The organism is Nonomuraea sp. NPDC004580 (assembly GCF_040609855.1).
GTDB lineage: Bacteria > Actinomycetota > Actinomycetes > Streptosporangiales > Streptosporangiaceae > Nonomuraea > Nonomuraea salmonea.
Genome location: NZ_JBEXLH010000003.1, coordinates 16,817 through 33,074, shown reverse-complemented (window position 1 = coordinate 33,074; position 16,258 = coordinate 16,817). Strand labels below are relative to the sequence as shown.

Genomic DNA, 16,258 nt, shown 5'->3' with positions numbered 1-16,258 from the left:
CCCATGACCATCGCACTGCTGCTCACCCTCGCGGCCCTGGCGGTGATCGACAGCACGAGCTTGGGCACCCTCGGCATCCCCGTCTTCCTGCTGCTGAGCACCGACCGCGACCGGGGTCGCCGGCTGCTGATCTACCTGGCCACCGTGGCCGGCTTCTACTTCCTGGTCGGCGTGGCGCTCATGCTGGGCGCGAGCGCCTTCATGGAGGCGTTCGGCGACGCGCTGCAGAGCAGGACCGCCTCCATCGTGCAGCTCGCGGCCGGCGTCGGGCTGTTCGCGCTCAGCTTCAGGTTCGATGCGAAGCGGCGGGCCAAGCGGGGCCGGCCCGAGCGCACGTTCGTCCCCAGGACGGGCGGGCCGCGCACGATGGTGCTGCTGGGGCTGACGGCCGGGGCCCTGGAGGTGGCCACGATGGTGCCGTACCTCGCGGCGGTCGGGATGATGACGAGCGCCGGCCTGGCGGCCGGGCAGTGGCTGCCGGTGCTGGGGGCGTACGTGCTGGTGATGATCGTGCCCGCGCTGGCGCTCATGGCGCTGCGCGCGGCGGCGGGCGGCTGGCTGGAGCCCAAGCTGGAACGGCTGCGCGCCTGGCTCGCCAAGCACTCCGCGTCGATGGTGGGCTGGGCGCTGGCGATCATCGGGTTCCTGCTCGCCCGCGACGCCGCCTTCTCCCTGTTCTTCCAGCCCTCCTAGCCTCCCCAGGGGGCGCGCTCCATCTGCTGCTCGGGCCCGCCTAAGATCGGGCTTCGGGGGGTGAAGATGCTGCGGGCGTTCTTCCGTACGGAAGCGGGCAGCACCACCGTGCTGCTCGTCGCCACGGTGGTGGCCCTGCTGTGGGCCAACTCCCCCTGGGGCGACAGCTACGAGGCGTTCTGGCACATCAACACCGGCCTGTCGTTCGGCGACGCCCACTTCATGCTCGACCTGCGCCACTGGGTCAACGACGGCCTCATGGCCGTCTTCTTCTTCCTCATCGGCCTCGAGGTCTCCTACGAGGTGCGGCTCGGGCAGCTCAGAGACCGGCGGCTGCTCGCGGTGCCGGCGGTGGCGGCGTTCGGCGGCATGCTCTTCCCCGCCGCCGTCTACCTGGCGCTCAATTTCGGCGGGCCCGGCGCGTCCGGCTGGGGCGTGCCGATCGCCACCGACACCGCGTTCGTGCTGGGCGTGCTGGCCGTGGTCGGGGCCCGGTGTCCCGAGCCGCTGCGCGCCTTCCTGCTGACGCTGGCCATCGTGGACGACGTGCTCGCGATCATGATCATCGCGATCTTCTACACCGACTCCCTGTCCCTGCCCGCCCTGCTCTCCGCCGTGGTGCTGCTCGCGGCCATCCTCACGCTGCGGTGGCTGAAGATCTGGCGGGCGCCGGCGTACATCGTGCTGGGGTTCGCACTGTGGGTGGCCACGCTGGAGAGCGGCATCCACCCCACGCTGGTCGGCATCGCGCTGGGCATCCTCGTCTTCGTCTACGCCCCCACCGACCACAAGCTGCTGCTGGCCGGTGAAGCCGTTCAGGGGTTCACCAGCTCGCCCACCGCCGAGGCCGCCAGAGAGGCCACGCGGCGGGTCCAGCGTGCCGTGTCGGTGAACGAGCGGCTGCAACTGCGTCTGCACCCCTGGAGCAGCTACGTCATCGTGCCGATCTTCGCGCTGGCCAACGCCGGGGTGCGGCTCGACGGAGAGACCCTGAGCGCGGCCATGACCTCGCCGATCGCCATCGGCGTGGCGCTGGGGCTGGTGCTCGGCAAGTTCGTCGGCATCGCGCTCGGCACCTGGCTGCCGCTGCGCCTCAAATGGGGCATCCTGCCCGGCAACCTCGTGTGGGGCCAGTTGCTCGGCGGGGCCGCGGTGTCCGGCATCGGGTTCACCGTCTCGCTGTTCATCGTGGACCTCGCCTTCGACGACTCGGCCCTGCACGACCAGGCGAAGATCGGCATCCTGGCCGGGTCGCTGCTGTCGGCCGTCCTGGGCTGGGTGATCTTCCGCCTCGCGTGGGACCGCGGTGGCGTGTGCGCGCCGCCCGACGCCGAGCCGTCAGAAGACCTCCCCAAGACGCTCGCCGTGCCCGTGGGGCCCGCCGACCACGTGCGCGGGCCCGCCGAAGCCAACGTCACGATCGTCGAGTACGGCGACTTCGAATGCCCCTACTGCGGCCGCCTCCAGCCCATCCTTGAGGAGGTCCGCAGGAGCAACCCCGACGTGCGGATGGTCTTCCGTCACTTCCCGATCCGCACCCTGCACCCGCGCGCCGCCCCGGCCGCCATCGTCGCCGAGGCCGCCGCCGACCAGGGCCGCTTCTGGGAGATGCACGACATCCTCTACGCCAACCAGCGCTTCCTCACCGACGCCGACCTGGAGCACTACGCCGCCCAGCTCGACGTCGACCCCTGGGCGGACGTGCCGCGCCACGTCGCCAGGGTCGCCGTGGACGAGGAGTCGGGACAGGCGAGCGGGGTGCGCGGCACGCCCACGCTCTTCCTGAACGGCGTACGGTACGAAGGCGGCCACGACCTCGACTCGATCACACGTGCGGTGGAAGATCTCCGCCAGTCCGCGTAGCGTCGTCGGGTCACTTTCGTCCCCTTTTGGAGATCTCACCGGATGACCGAGCTGAACGTCATCATCAACCTCGCGAATCTGCTCCTCATGGTCATCGTTCTGGGCGGTGGCATCGTCATGATGGCGATGCGCAGGAAGGATCACGGACGGGGGGCCGGTCTCGGCATCGCCGGATGTGTCGTGCTCCTCATCGGAGCCGTCATCCAGGCCGCCATCCTGTTCTCCGTCACCACGCTGGTACGCACGATGGGGGCCAGCGCGTACGAGGTCCTCCTGCCGCTCAGCAACCTGCTCGTGGTCGTGCTCCAGGTGGCCGGCACGGCCCTGCTGGTCTTCGGCGTGGTCGCCCGCCGCACCCCGCAGCCCACCGGCGCGCCCGCCCAGTCCTCGCCCGCTCAGCCCTGGCCCACCCACGCCGGCCAGCACCAGCAGCCGGGCCACCACCCGGAATGGCAGCCCACCCACCCAGGCCACCACCCGGAATGGCAGCCCACCCACCCGGGCCAGCAGCCCGCCTGGCAGCCCCAGCCCGGCCGGCAAGGCTCGTGGCCGTCCGAGCCCGCCTCCCAGCCTGGCGCCCAGGCTCCGTGGCAGCCCGAGCCCGGCCAGCAGGGGCAGCCTGGTCAGCCGCAGGGTGGGCAGCCGCAGCCCGGCTGGGCGCCGCAGCAGCCCGGCCAAGCACCCGATCAGCAGCCCGGCGGATCGTCGCCTCAGCAGGGCTGGCAGCCACCGGCCCAGGGCTACCAGCAGCCCCCGTCCTGACGGGCAGCCGCCATCCTGAACAGCGCCTGAGGCGGTCGTTCAGGGGTGTGTGGGTGTGCCCAGGTAGTCGTCCCAGGTGATCGTGCCTCTGGGATGTGCCTCGGTGGTGAGGTGACCGGCGCGGAAGGCGCGCCCCGAGGTGCCGGGCAGCCGTAGGCGGAGCACCGGCCGCCGCTGCCCGCGCGCCCGCTGCCACCGCCGTACGGCGTCCTCCATGGTGAGCACCTCGGGCCCGCCGAACTCCTCGATCGTGCCACCGGGCCCGCGAGCGACGAGCGCGAGGAGGTGCCCGGCGACGTCCCGGACGTCCACGGTCTGCATGGGGACGCCCTGGTCAGCGACCATGAAACCGAACCTGGCCATCCCCTGCAGCCCGGCCGCCACGAACTCGTGGAACTGGGTGGCCCGCAGGATGGTCCACGGCACTCCACCGTCACGGACGAGCCGCTCAGCCTGCACCTTCGTCCGGAAATATCCCCACGGCACCCGATCCACGCCCACGATCGAGACGTAGACCAGATGCCGCACCCCGGCCGCCCGAGCCGCCCCCAGCAGCGCCGCCGTGCCGTCGAGCTCCACCCGCCGGGTGTACCTCCCCTTGTACGGGGCCGACGCCAGATGCAGCACCACGTCGGCCCCCGACACGGCCTCGGCCACGCCGGCCCCGGTGGTCAGATCCGCCACCACCCACCGCACGCCCCCGGCCGCGGCCCTGGGCACCCGGCTGGCGGCCCGTACGTCGTACCCCGCCTCTACCAGCTTCTCCAGCACGACCCGGCCGAGCCGCCCGCTGCCTCCGGTCACCAGAACAGTTTTCATGCAGGCTGGACGACGCAGCCAGGAGAAGTGTGACAATGTGGGCGTAAATCCCTACTGCGCACGATCGTCCGAGGGGATCATGACGCGAGAGCAACCCGGCCCGCACGAGCCCGACCCCAACCAGACGATCAGGCACCGCTTCCCGCATCCGCCCCCACCCCCGCAGGGCCCGCCGGAGTCGCCCTACACACAGCGCCTCCCCTACACGCCCGACATGCTCCCCGACGTCCCCGTCTACGAGACCAAGCCGCCCAGGTCCGCCTGGTGGTGGGTGATCGTGGCGGGCGGGCTCGTCCTGCTGATCGCCGCCGTGGCCGTCGCCGTCGTCCTGTGGATCCGCAGCAACGCCGACACCATGTCAGGAGCCCTCCCCCACCCGGCCGCCGCGAACGCCACGCTCTCCTCACCATGGAACTCCCCACGATCCCCCTCGAACCCGCCCACCATGGCCGAGGTGTCCAGCCGGCCTGTGGCGCCGTTCGCCCAGTAGATGGCCCACTGCCCGGCCCGCTCGTCGTACACCCGCACGGTCATCCCGCTGAACCCCCTTGGTCGGGCACGCGATCTCATCCACGCCGGCCGCGCCATCGAAGTGCCGCGTCACCACAGCGAACCCGGGGAACTCCTCCCATTCGTCGCTTCCCGACAGGGGCTTGATGAGGCGGCGGCGGGTGACGTTCCAGCGACCGGCGAGAAAGTCGAAGTCGTTCATGCGGGCGCGGTAGGCCCGGGTCACTGACAGGTAGTGTCAGCGATGTGCGCGCCTCCCGCCTCGTGTCCATCCTCCTGCTGCTGCAGACGCGCGGCCGGATGACCGCTCAGGAGCTGGCCGACCGGCTGGAGGTGTCCGTACGCACGATCTACCGCGACGTCGAGTCCCTCCACGCGGCGGGCATCCCGTTGTACGGCGACGCGGGCCCCAAAGGCGGATATCAACTCCTCGACGGCTACCGCACCCGCCTGACCGGCCTGACGGCCGACGAGGCGGAGTCCCTGTTCCTCGCCGGCCTGCCCGGCCCGGCCGCTGAGCTGGGCCTCGGGGCGGTGGTGACGGCCGCACAGCTCAAGCTGATGGCCGCGCTGCCGGTCGAGCTGCGCGACCGCGCAGGACGCATCCAGGAACGCTTCCATCTCGACGCCCCCACCTGGTACCGCGACCGGGAGCCGGTGGCCCATCTGCCGGCCGTGGCCGACGCCGTCTGGAACGAGCGTCCGATCCGGGTGCGCTACCGGCGCTGGCGGGCGCCGCAGGAGGTGGAGCGGCGGCTGGAGCCGTACGGGCTGGTCGTCAAGGCCGGGCGCTGGTACCTGGTGGCACGGGCGGGCGAGCACGTACGCACGTACCGCGTCTCGCAGATCCTCGACCTGCGTCAGCTGCCCGGCACGTTCACCCGGCCTCCGGCGTTCGACCTGGCGGCGTACTGGCAGGGCTACCTCGCCGAGTTCGAGTCCCGGCTGCGCTGGGGCGAGGCGGTCGTACGCCTGTCACCGCGCGGCGTGGAGCGCCTGGCCGACCTGATGACGCCGGGCGTGGTGGCGGCGGCCAGGGAGAGCGCGTCGCCGCCCGACGAGGAGGGCTGGACGCGGGTGACGGTGCCGATCGAGTCGATCGAGCACGCTGTGGGCGAGTTCCTGCGCCTGGGCACCGACGCGGAAGTGCTGTCACCGCCCGAGTTGCGCGACCGCCTGGCCGAGACGACGTACGAACTGTCCGCCCGCTACAACCCGCCCTGACGCGTGCGCGATGTCACACTTCTGGACGGAATCTCGGCGCAGCATCCCAGGTTTCGCGGATCGACCCCGACCGTATACGAAAAGGGCCGCTGAAAACTCAGCGACCCTGACGCGAAAGGGGTGGAGCTATGGGGATTCGAACCCCAGACCTCCTCCATGCCATGGAGGCGCGCTACCAACTGCGCCATAGCCCCTGGTCACCGCTCCGAGTCCACCCGTTGCGGCGCTCCGAGAGCATATAGCCATCCGCCCCCATTCACCTAATCGCCACCCACCCCACACCCGCACCTCAACCACACACCAACCCATGCCGGACATCAACCCATGCCGGACACCGACCCGCGCCGGACACCCACCATGAACCGGACACCGACCACAGCCGGACATCGTCCGATGACCCGGCATCAAAAGCTGCCCGGGCATGATGTGGCCGGGTCCGGCCGTCGCTCCGGCCGGACCCTGCGGGTCAGCCGCCCAGGAACCACTCCCAGGCGGGTCATACCTCCGCATCCGGTTTGTCATCGCTGCGTACCGGCTCAGGCAGAGTGCCGGCGTTGTGTTCGAGCAGCCGCCACCCCCGACGCCCTTCCTGCAGCATGGACCACGAGCAGTTCCCCAGCCCGCCCAAGGCTGGCCAGAGCTGTTCGGGAAGCCCCAGCAGCTCGCAGATGCCGAGCCGCAGGGCGGCCCCGTGCGAGGCCACGACGAGCAGCCCGTCGTCGTCCAGTCGGGCCGCCCAGCGCCGCATGGCTCCGGCGACCCGGGTGGCGACGTCGGTGACGGGTTCGCCGTCAGGCGCCTCCCAGGCGGCGTACTCCTCGGGCCACCGTGCGGCGATCTCCTCCCGGGTGAGGCCTTCCCACTGACCACCGCCACGTTCGCGGAAGTCCTTGTCGATCGCCACGTCGAGCCCGACGATCCGGCCGAGGGCGAGCGCGGTGTCGTTGGCCCGCTGGAGGTCGGAAGAGACGATCATGGTCGGCCGCAGCGAGGCCAGCAGCGAGGCAGCGCGTGCGGCCTGCGCGACACCGGTCTCGTCGAGGGGGATGTCGGAGTGGCCCTGGAAACGCTGCTCGACGTTCCACAGAGTCTGCCCGTGACGCAGACACACGATCCTTTTGCTCATGCAGATTGCTCGCAATCGGCACGAGACTCCACGTTGTGTCGGTCGGTCACGCGCGCGCCCGCTGGAGGTTGGCCTGCATGACGCTCTCCGGCAGGGTGATGGCCGGGCAGTCCTTCCACAAGCGCTCAAGCGCGTAGAACGTACGGTCCTCTTCGTGCTGTACGTGCACGACGATGTCGATGTAGTCGAGCAGCACCCACCGCCCTTCACGCTCGCCTTCACGGCGCACGGGCTTGGCGTCGGCCTCGGTGCGCAGCCGCTCCTCGATCTCGTCGACGATGGCGCGGACCTGACGGTCGTTGGTGGCGGAGCAGAGCAGGAAGGCGTCGGTGATGACGAGCTGTTCGCTCACGTCGTAGGCCAGGATGTCATCGGCCAGCTTGTCGGCCGCGGCCTCCGCGGCGATGCGCACGAGCTGGACGGATCTGTCAGATGCGGTCACGATGCGGGTCTGTCCTCCTGTGTCGGCAGCATGCCCTTATGTTGAGGGTACCCTTCCAGGCCGAAACCCCTCACCTACGCCACGAGGACGCCCTGAGAAGGCTCATCCGGCCGCGTGATACAGCCCTCGCTTGTTGATGTACTGAACGATTCCGTCGGGCACCAGATACCAAATGGGCTCGCCCTTTGCGACCCGCTGGCGGCATTCGGACGAAGAGATGGCCAGGGCGGGGATTTCCAGCAAGGTCACGCGGCCTTCCGGCAGGCCGGGGTCGTGCAGGGTGTGCCCCGGCCGGGTGCAGCCGACGAAATGGGCGAGTTCGAAGAGTTCGTCGGCGCTCTGCCAGTCGAGGATGGCCCCGAGCGCGTCGGCGCCGGTGATGAAGAACAAATCAGCCTCAGGACCGTAAATTTCCGCAATATCGCGCAATGTGTCGATCGTGAACGTCGGTCCCGGCCGGTCGACGTCCACCCGGCTGACGGAGAAGCGCGGATTCGAGGCGGTCGCGATGACCGTCATCAGATAGCGGTCCTCGGGCGCCGACACCTCGCGCTCCGACTTCTGGTACGGCCGCCCCGTCGGGACGAAGACCACCTCGTCGAGCTGGAAGTGGTGAGCCACCTCGCTGGCGGCTACGAGGTGGCCGTGGTGGATGGGATCGAACGTCCCACCCATCACACCTACTCGCCGCTTCCCCTGCACACCAGGCGCGTTCATCATGAAACGGACCTTACGCGGACGCTCCCGGACAACATGACAGCACCCCCCTGCGCGATGACCGCGCATCACTTCCGTTGCGGACGTAGCATGCCGGGCATGACGACCACCCCGGACCGCAGCCGCGTCCAACTGCCAGGCATCTCGTCCCGAGCCTACGAACACCCCGCAGACCGGTCCGCCCTGGTCGCTCTGCGTAAGTTGAGTGGGTTCGACACCGTTCTCAAGCAGATGTCCGGCCTCGTCAGCGAGCGCCGGCTCCGCCTGATGTACCTCGCGTCGGCCGTACGCGTGAGCGAGACCCAGTTCCGCTCCCTCTACGACATGGGCCGCGACGCCGCCTACACCCTCGACCTGCACCGCATCCCGGAGATCTACGTCCAGCAGGACCCGCAGGTCCAGGCCAAGGCCATCGGCTTCGACGACCCGTTCATCGTCGTGACCACCGGTCTGCTCAACCTCATGAACGAGGAGGAGCAGCGCTTCGTCATCGGCCACGAGACCTCGCACATCCTGTCGGGGCACGCGGTCTACCGGACGATGCTCGACATCCTCACCCGCCTCGCCACCCGCGTCGCCTGGATCCCGCTCGGCTACATCGGCCTGCGGGCGATCGTCGCGGGCCTCGAGGAGTGGTACCGCAAGTCCGAGCTGTCCTCCGACCGCGGCGGCCTGCTCGTCGGGCAGAACCCCGAGGCGGCCAAACGCGCGCTGATGAAGCTGGCGGGCGGCGACTACACCCACGAGATGAACATCGAGGCGTTCCTGGAGCAATACCAGGAATACGACACCGCGGGCGACCTTCGCGACGGCTTCCTCAAGGTGCTCAACCTGCTCGGCACCACCCACCCGTTCGCGGTGGTGCGCGTTGCGGAGCTGGACAAGTGGCAGCGCAGCGGCGAATACGACCGGATCATCGGCGGCGACTACCCCCGCAGGGAGGACGACGCCAATGCCAGGGTCACCGACGAGATCAAGGCGGCGGCCGAGTCCTACCGCGCGTCGTGGCAGCAGTCGCAGGACCCGTTCATCGGCGTCCTCCGCGACGTGGCCGAGGGCGCGGTCAACGCGGGCGAGCGCATCTTCAACCGCTTCTCCCGCCGCGACGGCGGCCAGGGCTGAGCACCGCCTCGCCGCCGCGCGGCGGATCCGCTTGATCGGCCGCGCCGGCCCGCCGCACCACGGCGGCGGGCCACCACCGGCCCAGCCGATCAGAGCAGCAGCGCGATCGCGCGGACGGCCGCCGCGCACAGCGCGACGAAACCGCCCAGCACGGCCAGCGCCCGCAGCCCTTCCCTGCGCAGATCGGGCAACCGCTGACCGATGCGCTCGATCTCGCGCCCGGTGATCCCGCCGCAGAGCATCCCGAACACCACGCCTGCCACGGTCACGGGCGCGGCCTGCTGCCACCAGTCGGGGGTGATCTCCCCGCCGCCGACGGCCCACAGCGCCCCGCCCGCCGCCACCGCGACGGGCACGCCGGGCCACACGACGGCGGTCGAGGCCGCCCCGGTCAGCGCGATCGGGAAGGACAGCACGCGCAGCGCCACCCGCGTACGCCGCGAGCTGCGCTTCCTGACCATCCAGTGCCCCATCCACAGGGTCCTGGTCAGCACCACGAACGCGGTCGTGATGGCGATCGAGGCGATCGGCCAGATCACCGACACCACCACGCACGGCACGGCCAGCACCGCGAGCAGCAGCAACGCCCCGTTGCCCGCGGGCAGCGTGGTGTGCGACTCGCCGCGCAGCCCGGCGGCCTTTCGCCGGTCCTGCGTGGCCGTCCTGCTCCTGACGGCCGCCGCCGTACGCTGCCGCGACGCGGTGACCTTGGCCCGTGGCCCGGTGTTCTTGCCGTCACCTCCGGTACGCCCGCGCGGCGCCGGCACCTTGCCCTCGGCCCGGCTCCGCGCGAGCGCCGACCCTCCGCCGTCGGGCACGGCCCGGTTCCCGGACCGCCCGCTGTCAGGCACGGTCCGCCCGGACCGCCCGTTCTCGGGCGTGGCCCGCCCGGAACGCTCCGGCACGGCCCGCCCGGTACGCCCGTTCTCAGGCGCGGCACGTCCGGTACGCCCGCCATCGGCACGCCCGGTACGCCCGCTCTCAGGCAGCGCCCGGCTGCCGCGCCCGCGCGGCGGCGGCACCTTGCCCTCGGCGGGCACCGCGTTGGGCCGGCTTCTGGCCCTGGCCTCGCCGCGCGGCGTGGCCGCCTCCTCGGCCGTCCTGCTGCGCACGGCCGTGCCTTTGGGAGGAGTGTCCTCCGCGGAGTCGGCGGCACGCCCGGCGGCGGCCTGCGGCTCGGGCTCGGCCGCGCTCGTGGCCTTGGCCAGCCGCGACAGCCGGTCGGCCAGCAGCGCCGCCGTGGGCCGCTTGCCCGGCTCCCTGTTGAGCGCCGCGCGCACCAGCGGCAGCAGCTCGACCGGCACGCCCTTGAGATCGGCCTGCCCGTTGAGCACCGCGTACATCTGCGCCTCGGCCGTGCCCCGCCCGAACGCCGGCCGCCCGGTCGCCGCGAACGCCACCGTCGCGGCCCAGGCGTGGATGTCGGCCGGCGAGTCCACCTGCTCGTCGGCGAAGATCTCGGGAGCGGTGTAGCCGGGGGTGCCGAGGAACGTACCGGTCATGGTGAGCCGCGTCGCGTCGAGCACCTGCGCGATGCCGAAGTCGATGAGCACGGGCCCCCGCGCGCCCATGATGATGTTGCCCGGCTTGAGGTCGCGGTGCACGACGCCGGCCGCGTGGATGATCGCCAGCGCGGCGGCGATGCCCTGGGCGAGATCGACCAGGTCGGACACGTCGAGCGGCCCGTTCTGGCGGACCCGCTCGAGCAGCGTGACGCCCTCGATGTGCTCCATCACGAGGTACGGCCGCGCGCCGTCGAGATCCGCGTCGAGCACCTTGGCGACGTACGGGCTCTCGACCCTGCGCAGCGCTCGCACCTCGCGCTCCAGGCGGATGCGCGAGGTCTCGTCTTCGGCTAGGTCGTGCAGGACCTTGAGCGCGACTCGCTCACCGCGGCGGGTGGTCGCGAGGTAGACCTCGCCCATGCCACCCCGGCCGAGCCGCTCGACCAGGCTGTACGGCCCGACCTTGCCGAGCTTGCTCACCGTCCCTCCCCGCCCGGCGCGCCCATAAGGGACACAACCCTAGCGCCGGTGAGCGTGTCGCCGCGTGCGGCACGCCGAAGGTTTATCGGCGTGTGTGGTCGGAGAGCATGCTGTCGAGCCGCGCGGTGGGCTCGTCCGACAGCTGCCGACGTCCTTTCCTGCGCCAGTTGACGTGGCCGCGGCTCTCCAGCCACAGCATCAGCCGGTCGGCGCCGAACAGCACGGCGGCGGAGAAGACGAGGGCGACGACGATTTCCATGTGCCCCAGTCAAGCGACGCCACCCGGCGCCGGTCAGGCCGACACGCCGACTAACCGGCCACCACCGTGCCCTCTGACGTGCGCAAATGCCCCTCACCCGTATAGATCCACTTGGTGGAGGTGAGCTCGGGCAGCCCCATCGGGCCGCGCGCGTGCAGCTTCTGGGTGGAGATGCCGATCTCCGCCCCGAACCCGAACTCCCCGCCGTCGGTGAACCGCGTCGAGGCGTTGACCGCCACCGCGGCCGAGTCGACGAGCGCGACGAACCGCCTGGCGGCCCCCTGCGACCGGGTGACGATGGCGTCGGTGTGGCCGGAGCCGTAGCGCCTGATGTGGGCCACGGCCTCCTCCAGCGAGCCGACGACGGCGGCGGCGATGTCGAGTGAGAGGTATTCGGCGTAGAAGTCGTCCTCGGTGACGGGCACGACCTGCTCGTCGTAGCCGGCGATGCGCTCGTCGCCGTGCACGGTCACGCCGGCCTCGCGCAGCGCGGCCAGCGCCTTGGGCACGAACGCGTCGGCGACGTCCTGGTGAACGAGGAACGTCTCGGCGGCGTTGCACACCGACGGCCGCTGCGCCTTGGCGTTGACCAGGATCTGCACGGCCAGGTCGACGTCGGCCTCCGCGTCGACGTAGACGTGGCAGTTGCCGACGCCGGTCTCGATGACCGGCACCGTGGACTCCTCGACCACCGAGTTGATCAGGGACGCGCCGCCGCGCGGGATCAGCACGTCGACCAGGCCGCGGGCGCGCATCAGCTCCTTGACCGAGTCGCGGCTCTGGCCCGGCACGAGCTGGACGGCCCCGGCCGGCACTTCGGTGCCCGCCAGCGCGTCCTGCATGACGCGGACGAGCGCGGTGTTGGAGGAGTAGGCGCTGGAGGAGCCGCGCAGCAGCACCGCGTTGCCGCTCTTGAGGCAGAGCGCGGCGGCGTCGACCGTGACGTTGGGGCGGCCCTCGTAGATGATGCCGATCACGCCCAGCGGCACCCTGAGCTGGCGCAGCTCGAGCCCATTGGGCAGGGTGGTGCCGCGCACCACCTCGCCGACCGGGTCGGGCAGGTCGGCCACCTGGCGTACGGCCTCGGCGATGGCGCCGATCCTCGCCTCGTCGAGCCGCAGCCGGTCGATCATCGCCTCCGACGTGCCCTGGGCCCTGGCCCGCTCGACGTCCTCGGCGTTGGCCGTGACCAGCTCCGCCGCGTGGGCGACCAGGGCGTCGGCGACGGCGCGCAACGCCCGGTCCTTGGGCGCCCGCGGCAGCGGGGCCAGCTCGGCGGCGGCCTCTCGTGCCGCGCGGGCGACCTTCAGGAACTCTTCGGACATCGCGTGCTCCTCGATGGAACGTTCAGTTGTGGGATTCCAGTATGACGATGTCGTCGCGGTGGATGAGCTCGCGTTCGTATTCTGGACCGAGCGTGCTCGCCAGCTCCTTCGTCGAACGCCCGAGCAGGCCGGGGATCTCCACGGCGTCGAAGTTCACCAGCCCGCGCGCCACCACGGCGCCCCGAGGGGCGCACAGGTCCACCGGATCGCCCGCCGCGAAGTCGCCCTCCACCGACGTCACTCCGGCGGGCAGCAGCGACTTGCGGCGCCCCACGATGGCCTCCACCGCGCCGTCGTCGAGGTGGAGCCGGCCGCGCCCGGTGGTGGCGTGGGCGAGCCACAGCAGCCGCGTGCCGGGGTGGCGGCCGCCGGGGTGGAAGTAGGTGCCGACGTCGGCGCCGGCCAGCGCCTGGGCCGCGTGGGCGGCCGCGGTGAGCACCACAGGCACGCCCGCGCCGGTCGCGATCCTGGCCGCCTGCACCTTGGTCACCATGCCGCCGGTGCCGACGGACGCGCCGTTCTTGCCCAGCTCGACCCCGGCGAGGTCTTCGGGCCCGCGGATCTCGGCCAGCCGGCGCGAGCCGCTGCGGCTCGGCGGGCCGTCGTAGAGCGCGTCGACGTCGGACAGCAGCACCAGCGCGTCGGCGTGGATGAGGTGCGTCACCAGCGCGGCCAGCCGGTCGTTGTCACCGAAGCGGATCTCGTCGGTCGCCACCGTGTCGTTCTCGTTGATGATGGGGACGATGCCCAGCTCCAGCAGCCGGTTGAGGGTGCGCTGGGCGTTGGCGTGGTGGGCGCGGCGCATCATGTCGTCGGCCGTCAGCAGCACCTGGCCCACGCGCAGCGAGTAGCGGGCGAAGGAGGAGGTGTAGCGGGCCACCAGCACGCCCTGGCCGACGGAGGCGGCGGCCTGCTGGGTGGCGAGGTCGCGCGGTCGCGCGCTCAGCCCGAGCGGGCCGAGACCCGCCGCGATCGCTCCGGAGGAGACCAGGACGATCTGCGTCCCGGCCCGGCGCCGCGCCGCCAGCACGTCCACCAGGGCGTCGACGCGATCGACGTCGATCATGCCCTGGGGGGTGGTGAGCGAGGAGGAGCCGACCTTGACAACGACCTTCGACGCTGAGCTGATCTGTTCCCGCACGTCTGGCAGCCTATCCGCTCACACCAGGACGGACCGCATCGAGCACCACGTCCAAGAACACACTCCACCCCCGCGCCCAGCCCCTGAACGATCTCCCGAGAACCGGCTCCATCTCCGGGAGATCACCTCGGAGCATCAGCCCGGCCGCGCGCCTGTGGCGCGGGTCAGCCCAGGCGGTTGTCGGTGCCGCGTGGCCCCTGCCGTACGGACTCCGCCCGCATCGTCGGCTGCCAGTCGAAGATGTAGCCGCCCTCCATGGGCCCGATGACCACCTCGGCCCCCGCCTGGGCACCGGCCTTGGCCAGCTCCTCCTCGACCCCAAGCCGCTCCAGCCGGTCGGCGAGGTAGCCGACGGCCTCGTCGTTGGTGAAGTCGGTCTGCCTGATCCATCGCTCCGGTTTCTCACCGGTGATCTGGAACAGGTTCTCGTTGACCCGCCGCACCCGGAACCCGGCGTCCCCGAGCTGCTTGGGCCTGATGACGAGCCGCGTGGGCTCCTCGACCGGCTTGGCGGCCCTGGCCGCCGCGACCCACTCGCCCATCTCGTACGCGAGCTCCCGCAACCCGTCGTGCGTGGCCGCCGAGATCGTGAAGACCTTGAGCCCCCGCTCCTCGAACTCGGGCCTGACCATCTCGGCCAGCTCCCGCGCGTCGGGCACGTCGGCCTTGTTGAGCACGACCAGCCGCGGCCGGTCCGCAAGCTTCCCGTAGGCCCGCAGCTCGGCCTCGATGACCTCGTAGTCGGTGACCGGGTCGCGCCCGGGCTCCATGGTGGCGCAGTCGATGACGTGCACGAGCATGTCGCACCGCTCGACGTGCCGCAGGAACTCGTGCCCGAGCCCTTTGCCCTCCGACGCTCCGGGGATCAGCCCGGGCACGTCCGCGACGGTGAACACGTTCTCCCCCGCGGTCACGACGCCCAGGTTGGGGATCAGCGTGGTGAACGGGTAGTCGGCGATCTTCGGCTTGGCCGCGCTCAGCGCCGCGATGAGCGAGCTCTTGCCCGCGCTCGGGAACCCGACCAGCGCCACGTCCGCGACGCTCTTCAGCTCCAGCATCACGTCGAGCGCGTCACCCGGCTCGCCGAGCAGCGCGAACCCGGGCGCCTTCCGCTTGGTGGTGGCCAGGGCCGCGTTGCCGAGCCCGCCGTGGCCGCCCTGCGCGATGACGTACCGGGTGCCGGCCCCCACGAGGTCGACCAGCACCTCACCGGTGGCCGCGTCCTTGACCACGGTGCCGTTGGGCACGGAGAGGATCACGTCCTCGCCGTTGGCGCCGTCGCGGTTGGAGCCCTGACCCTGCCTGCCGTTGGGCGCCTTGCGATGGGGGCGCCGGTGGTAGTCGAGCAGGGTCGCCGTGTTGGGATCGACCTCCAGGATGACATCGCCGCCACGCCCGCCGTTGCCCCCGTCGGGGCCGCCGAGCGGCTTGAACTTCTCCCGGTGGATGGAGGCGCACCCGTTCCCTCCGTCACCGGCCTTGACGTGCAGGACCACCTGGTCCACGAAGTCCGGCATGCCTTATCCCTCCATCGCCCCCCAAGGAGGCATCTCATACCCACACAACCCGGCCGCACGGCCGTACCAACACCAAAGGGGTGGATCGACGTGTCGATCCACCCCTGAAAGGTCGAAGGAGAAGGAGGAACCTTACTCCGCGACGGGAACGATGCTCACGGCCCGCCGGCCGCGCTTGACGCCGAACTGCACGTGGCCGGCGGCCAGCGCGAACAGCGTGTCATCGCCACCACGGCCGACGTTGTCGCCGGGGTGGAAGTGGGTGCCGCGCTGACGGACGATGATCTCGCCCGCGTTGACCAGCTGCCCACCGAAGCGCTTGACGCCCAGGCGCTGGGCGTTGGAGTCACGACCGTTCCGGGTGGACGACGCGCCCTTCTTGTGTGCCATCTCTCAAACTCCCGTCAGGCCTGCTCGATACCGGTGATCTTCACCTGGGTGTACCGCTGGCGGTGACCCTGGCGCTTCTTGTAACCGGTCTTGTTCTTGTACTTGAGAATGCGGATCTTCGGGCCCTTGGTCTCGCCGAGAATCTCGGCGTTGACCGTGAACTTGCCCGCCTCGGTGGTCACGTCGCCATCGTTGACGACGAGCACCGTCGGCAGCGCTACCGAAGAGCCGACCTCGCCGGCGACCTTGTCCACCTCGAGGACGTCACCGACGGAGACCTTCTGCTGCCTGCCGCCGCAACGAACGATCGCGTACACCGCGGAACCCTTCTACTGACTCACTGTTGCTTTCGATCATCAGCCG

The 16,258-nt window shown here is 70.9% G+C and carries 17 protein-coding genes and 1 tRNA gene; 6 read left to right on the top strand and 12 right to left on the bottom strand.

What is annotated here, in order from left to right; all coding sequences use genetic code 11:
• The first annotated feature begins 3 nt into the window (after positions 1–3).
• From ABZW11_RS05395 to ABZW11_RS05385, 3 genes are all read left to right on the top strand, one after another.
• On the top strand, positions 4–693 hold the full coding sequence (locus ABZW11_RS05395; RefSeq protein WP_355412909.1) for a GAP family protein: 690 nt from the start codon (positions 4–6) through the stop codon (positions 691–693).
• A gap of 66 nt (positions 694–759) precedes the next feature.
• Entirely contained in the window at positions 760–2,556 is a 1,797-nt protein-coding gene (gene nhaA, locus ABZW11_RS05390; protein WP_355413522.1) for a Na+/H+ antiporter NhaA, read from the top strand.
• Positions 2,557–2,598: 42 nt separating this feature from the next.
• Positions 2,599–3,318 carry a hypothetical protein gene (locus tag ABZW11_RS05385; RefSeq protein ID WP_355412907.1) on the top strand — a complete coding sequence of 240 codons (720 nt, stop codon included), beginning with the start codon at positions 2,599–2,601 and terminating at the stop codon, positions 3,316–3,318.
• Positions 3,319–3,357: 39 nt separating this feature from the next.
• On the opposite strand, the gene ABZW11_RS05380 is transcribed toward ABZW11_RS05385, so the two are convergent.
• Positions 3,358–4,137: an NAD(P)H-binding protein gene (locus tag ABZW11_RS05380; protein ID WP_355412905.1), complete on the bottom strand. Its 780-nt coding sequence runs from the start codon at positions 4,135–4,137 to the stop codon at positions 3,358–3,360.
• Between the two features lie 79 nt (positions 4,138–4,216).
• Here ABZW11_RS05380 and ABZW11_RS05375 point away from each other — a divergent pair, with 79 nt between their 5' ends.
• Positions 4,217–4,627: a hypothetical protein gene (locus tag ABZW11_RS05375; protein ID WP_355412903.1), complete on the top strand. Its 411-nt coding sequence runs from the start codon at positions 4,217–4,219 to the stop codon at positions 4,625–4,627.
• 266 nt (positions 4,628–4,893) lie between these two features.
• Positions 4,894–5,871 carry a YafY family protein gene (locus ABZW11_RS05370; RefSeq protein ID WP_355412901.1) on the top strand — a complete coding sequence of 326 codons (978 nt, stop codon included), beginning with the start codon at positions 4,894–4,896 and terminating at the stop codon, positions 5,869–5,871.
• Positions 5,872–5,992: 121 nt separating this feature from the next.
• Here ABZW11_RS05370 and ABZW11_RS05365 read toward each other — a convergent pair.
• The 4 genes from ABZW11_RS05365 to nadD form a co-directional block, all read right to left on the bottom strand.
• Positions 5,993–6,065, bottom strand: a tRNA-Ala gene (locus ABZW11_RS05365).
• Between the two features lie 302 nt (positions 6,066–6,367).
• Entirely contained in the window at positions 6,368–6,997 is a 630-nt protein-coding gene (locus ABZW11_RS05360; protein WP_355412899.1) for a histidine phosphatase family protein, read from the bottom strand.
• A 46-nt stretch (positions 6,998–7,043) separates the two neighbouring features.
• A complete protein-coding gene (gene rsfS, locus ABZW11_RS05355; RefSeq protein ID WP_355412897.1) occupies positions 7,044–7,439 on the bottom strand; it encodes a ribosome silencing factor in 396 nt (131 codons plus the stop codon).
• Between the two features lie 102 nt (positions 7,440–7,541).
• Positions 7,542–8,159, bottom strand: coding sequence for a nicotinate-nucleotide adenylyltransferase (gene nadD / locus ABZW11_RS05350; protein ID WP_355412895.1), 618 nt, complete (start codon positions 8,157–8,159; stop codon positions 7,542–7,544).
• A 96-nt stretch (positions 8,160–8,255) separates the two neighbouring features.
• Between nadD and ABZW11_RS05345 the strand changes: the two genes are divergently transcribed.
• Entirely contained in the window at positions 8,256–9,278 is a 1,023-nt protein-coding gene (locus ABZW11_RS05345) for a M48 family metallopeptidase (RefSeq protein ID WP_355412893.1), read from the top strand.
• An 89-nt stretch (positions 9,279–9,367) separates the two neighbouring features.
• Here the strand turns inward: ABZW11_RS05345 and ABZW11_RS05340 are convergent, their stop codons facing one another.
• The 7 genes from ABZW11_RS05340 to rplU form a co-directional block, all read right to left on the bottom strand.
• Positions 9,368–11,263 carry a protein kinase gene (locus ABZW11_RS05340; protein ID WP_355412891.1) on the bottom strand — a complete coding sequence of 632 codons (1,896 nt, stop codon included), beginning with the start codon at positions 11,261–11,263 and terminating at the stop codon, positions 9,368–9,370.
• An 82-nt stretch (positions 11,264–11,345) separates the two neighbouring features.
• Positions 11,346–11,522, bottom strand: a complete 177-nt coding sequence (locus ABZW11_RS05335; RefSeq protein WP_345387938.1) for a hypothetical protein — start codon at positions 11,520–11,522, stop codon at positions 11,346–11,348.
• A gap of 50 nt (positions 11,523–11,572) precedes the next feature.
• Positions 11,573–12,847: a glutamate-5-semialdehyde dehydrogenase gene (locus ABZW11_RS05330; RefSeq protein WP_355412889.1), complete on the bottom strand. Its 1,275-nt coding sequence runs from the start codon at positions 12,845–12,847 to the stop codon at positions 11,573–11,575.
• Positions 12,848–12,869: 22 nt separating this feature from the next.
• Entirely contained in the window at positions 12,870–13,997 is a 1,128-nt protein-coding gene (gene proB, locus ABZW11_RS05325) for a glutamate 5-kinase (protein WP_355413520.1), read from the bottom strand.
• Between the two features lie 155 nt (positions 13,998–14,152).
• The gene (gene obgE / locus ABZW11_RS05320) at positions 14,153–15,505 is read right to left on the bottom strand and encodes a GTPase ObgE (protein ID WP_355412887.1); all 1,353 of its coding nucleotides are present in this window, start codon (positions 15,503–15,505) and stop codon (positions 14,153–14,155) included.
• 132 nt (positions 15,506–15,637) lie between these two features.
• Entirely contained in the window at positions 15,638–15,895 is a 258-nt protein-coding gene (gene rpmA / locus ABZW11_RS05315) for a 50S ribosomal protein L27 (RefSeq protein WP_012893687.1), read from the bottom strand.
• 14 nt (positions 15,896–15,909) lie between these two features.
• Positions 15,910–16,212: a 50S ribosomal protein L21 gene (gene rplU, locus ABZW11_RS05310; RefSeq protein WP_355412885.1), complete on the bottom strand. Its 303-nt coding sequence runs from the start codon at positions 16,210–16,212 to the stop codon at positions 15,910–15,912.
• Between the last annotated feature and the right edge of the window lie 46 nt (positions 16,213–16,258).

Coding starts and splice junctions, on each gene's coding strand:
- ABZW11_RS05395 (WP_355412909.1), top strand. CDS start 4: ATGACCATCGCACTGCTGCTCACCCTCGCGGCCCTGGCGGTGATCGAC.
- nhaA (WP_355413522.1), top strand. CDS start 760: ATGCTGCGGGCGTTCTTCCGTACGGAAGCGGGCAGCACCACCGTGCTG.
- ABZW11_RS05385 (WP_355412907.1), top strand. CDS start 2,599: ATGACCGAGCTGAACGTCATCATCAACCTCGCGAATCTGCTCCTCATG.
- ABZW11_RS05380 (WP_355412905.1), bottom strand. CDS start 4,137: ATGAAAACTGTTCTGGTGACCGGAGGCAGCGGGCGGCTCGGCCGGGTC.
- ABZW11_RS05375 (WP_355412903.1), top strand. CDS start 4,217: ATGACGCGAGAGCAACCCGGCCCGCACGAGCCCGACCCCAACCAGACG.
- ABZW11_RS05360 (WP_355412899.1), bottom strand. CDS start 6,997: ATGAGCAAAAGGATCGTGTGTCTGCGTCACGGGCAGACTCTGTGGAAC.
- nadD (WP_355412895.1), bottom strand. CDS start 8,159: ATGATGAACGCGCCTGGTGTGCAGGGGAAGCGGCGAGTAGGTGTGATG.
- ABZW11_RS05345 (WP_355412893.1), top strand. CDS start 8,256: ATGACGACCACCCCGGACCGCAGCCGCGTCCAACTGCCAGGCATCTCG.
- ABZW11_RS05335 (WP_345387938.1), bottom strand. CDS start 11,522: ATGGAAATCGTCGTCGCCCTCGTCTTCTCCGCCGCCGTGCTGTTCGGC.
- ABZW11_RS05330 (WP_355412889.1), bottom strand. CDS start 12,847: ATGTCCGAAGAGTTCCTGAAGGTCGCCCGCGCGGCACGAGAGGCCGCC.
- obgE (WP_355412887.1), bottom strand. CDS start 15,505: ATGCCGGACTTCGTGGACCAGGTGGTCCTGCACGTCAAGGCCGGTGAC.
- rpmA (WP_012893687.1), bottom strand. CDS start 15,895: ATGGCACACAAGAAGGGCGCGTCGTCCACCCGGAACGGTCGTGACTCC.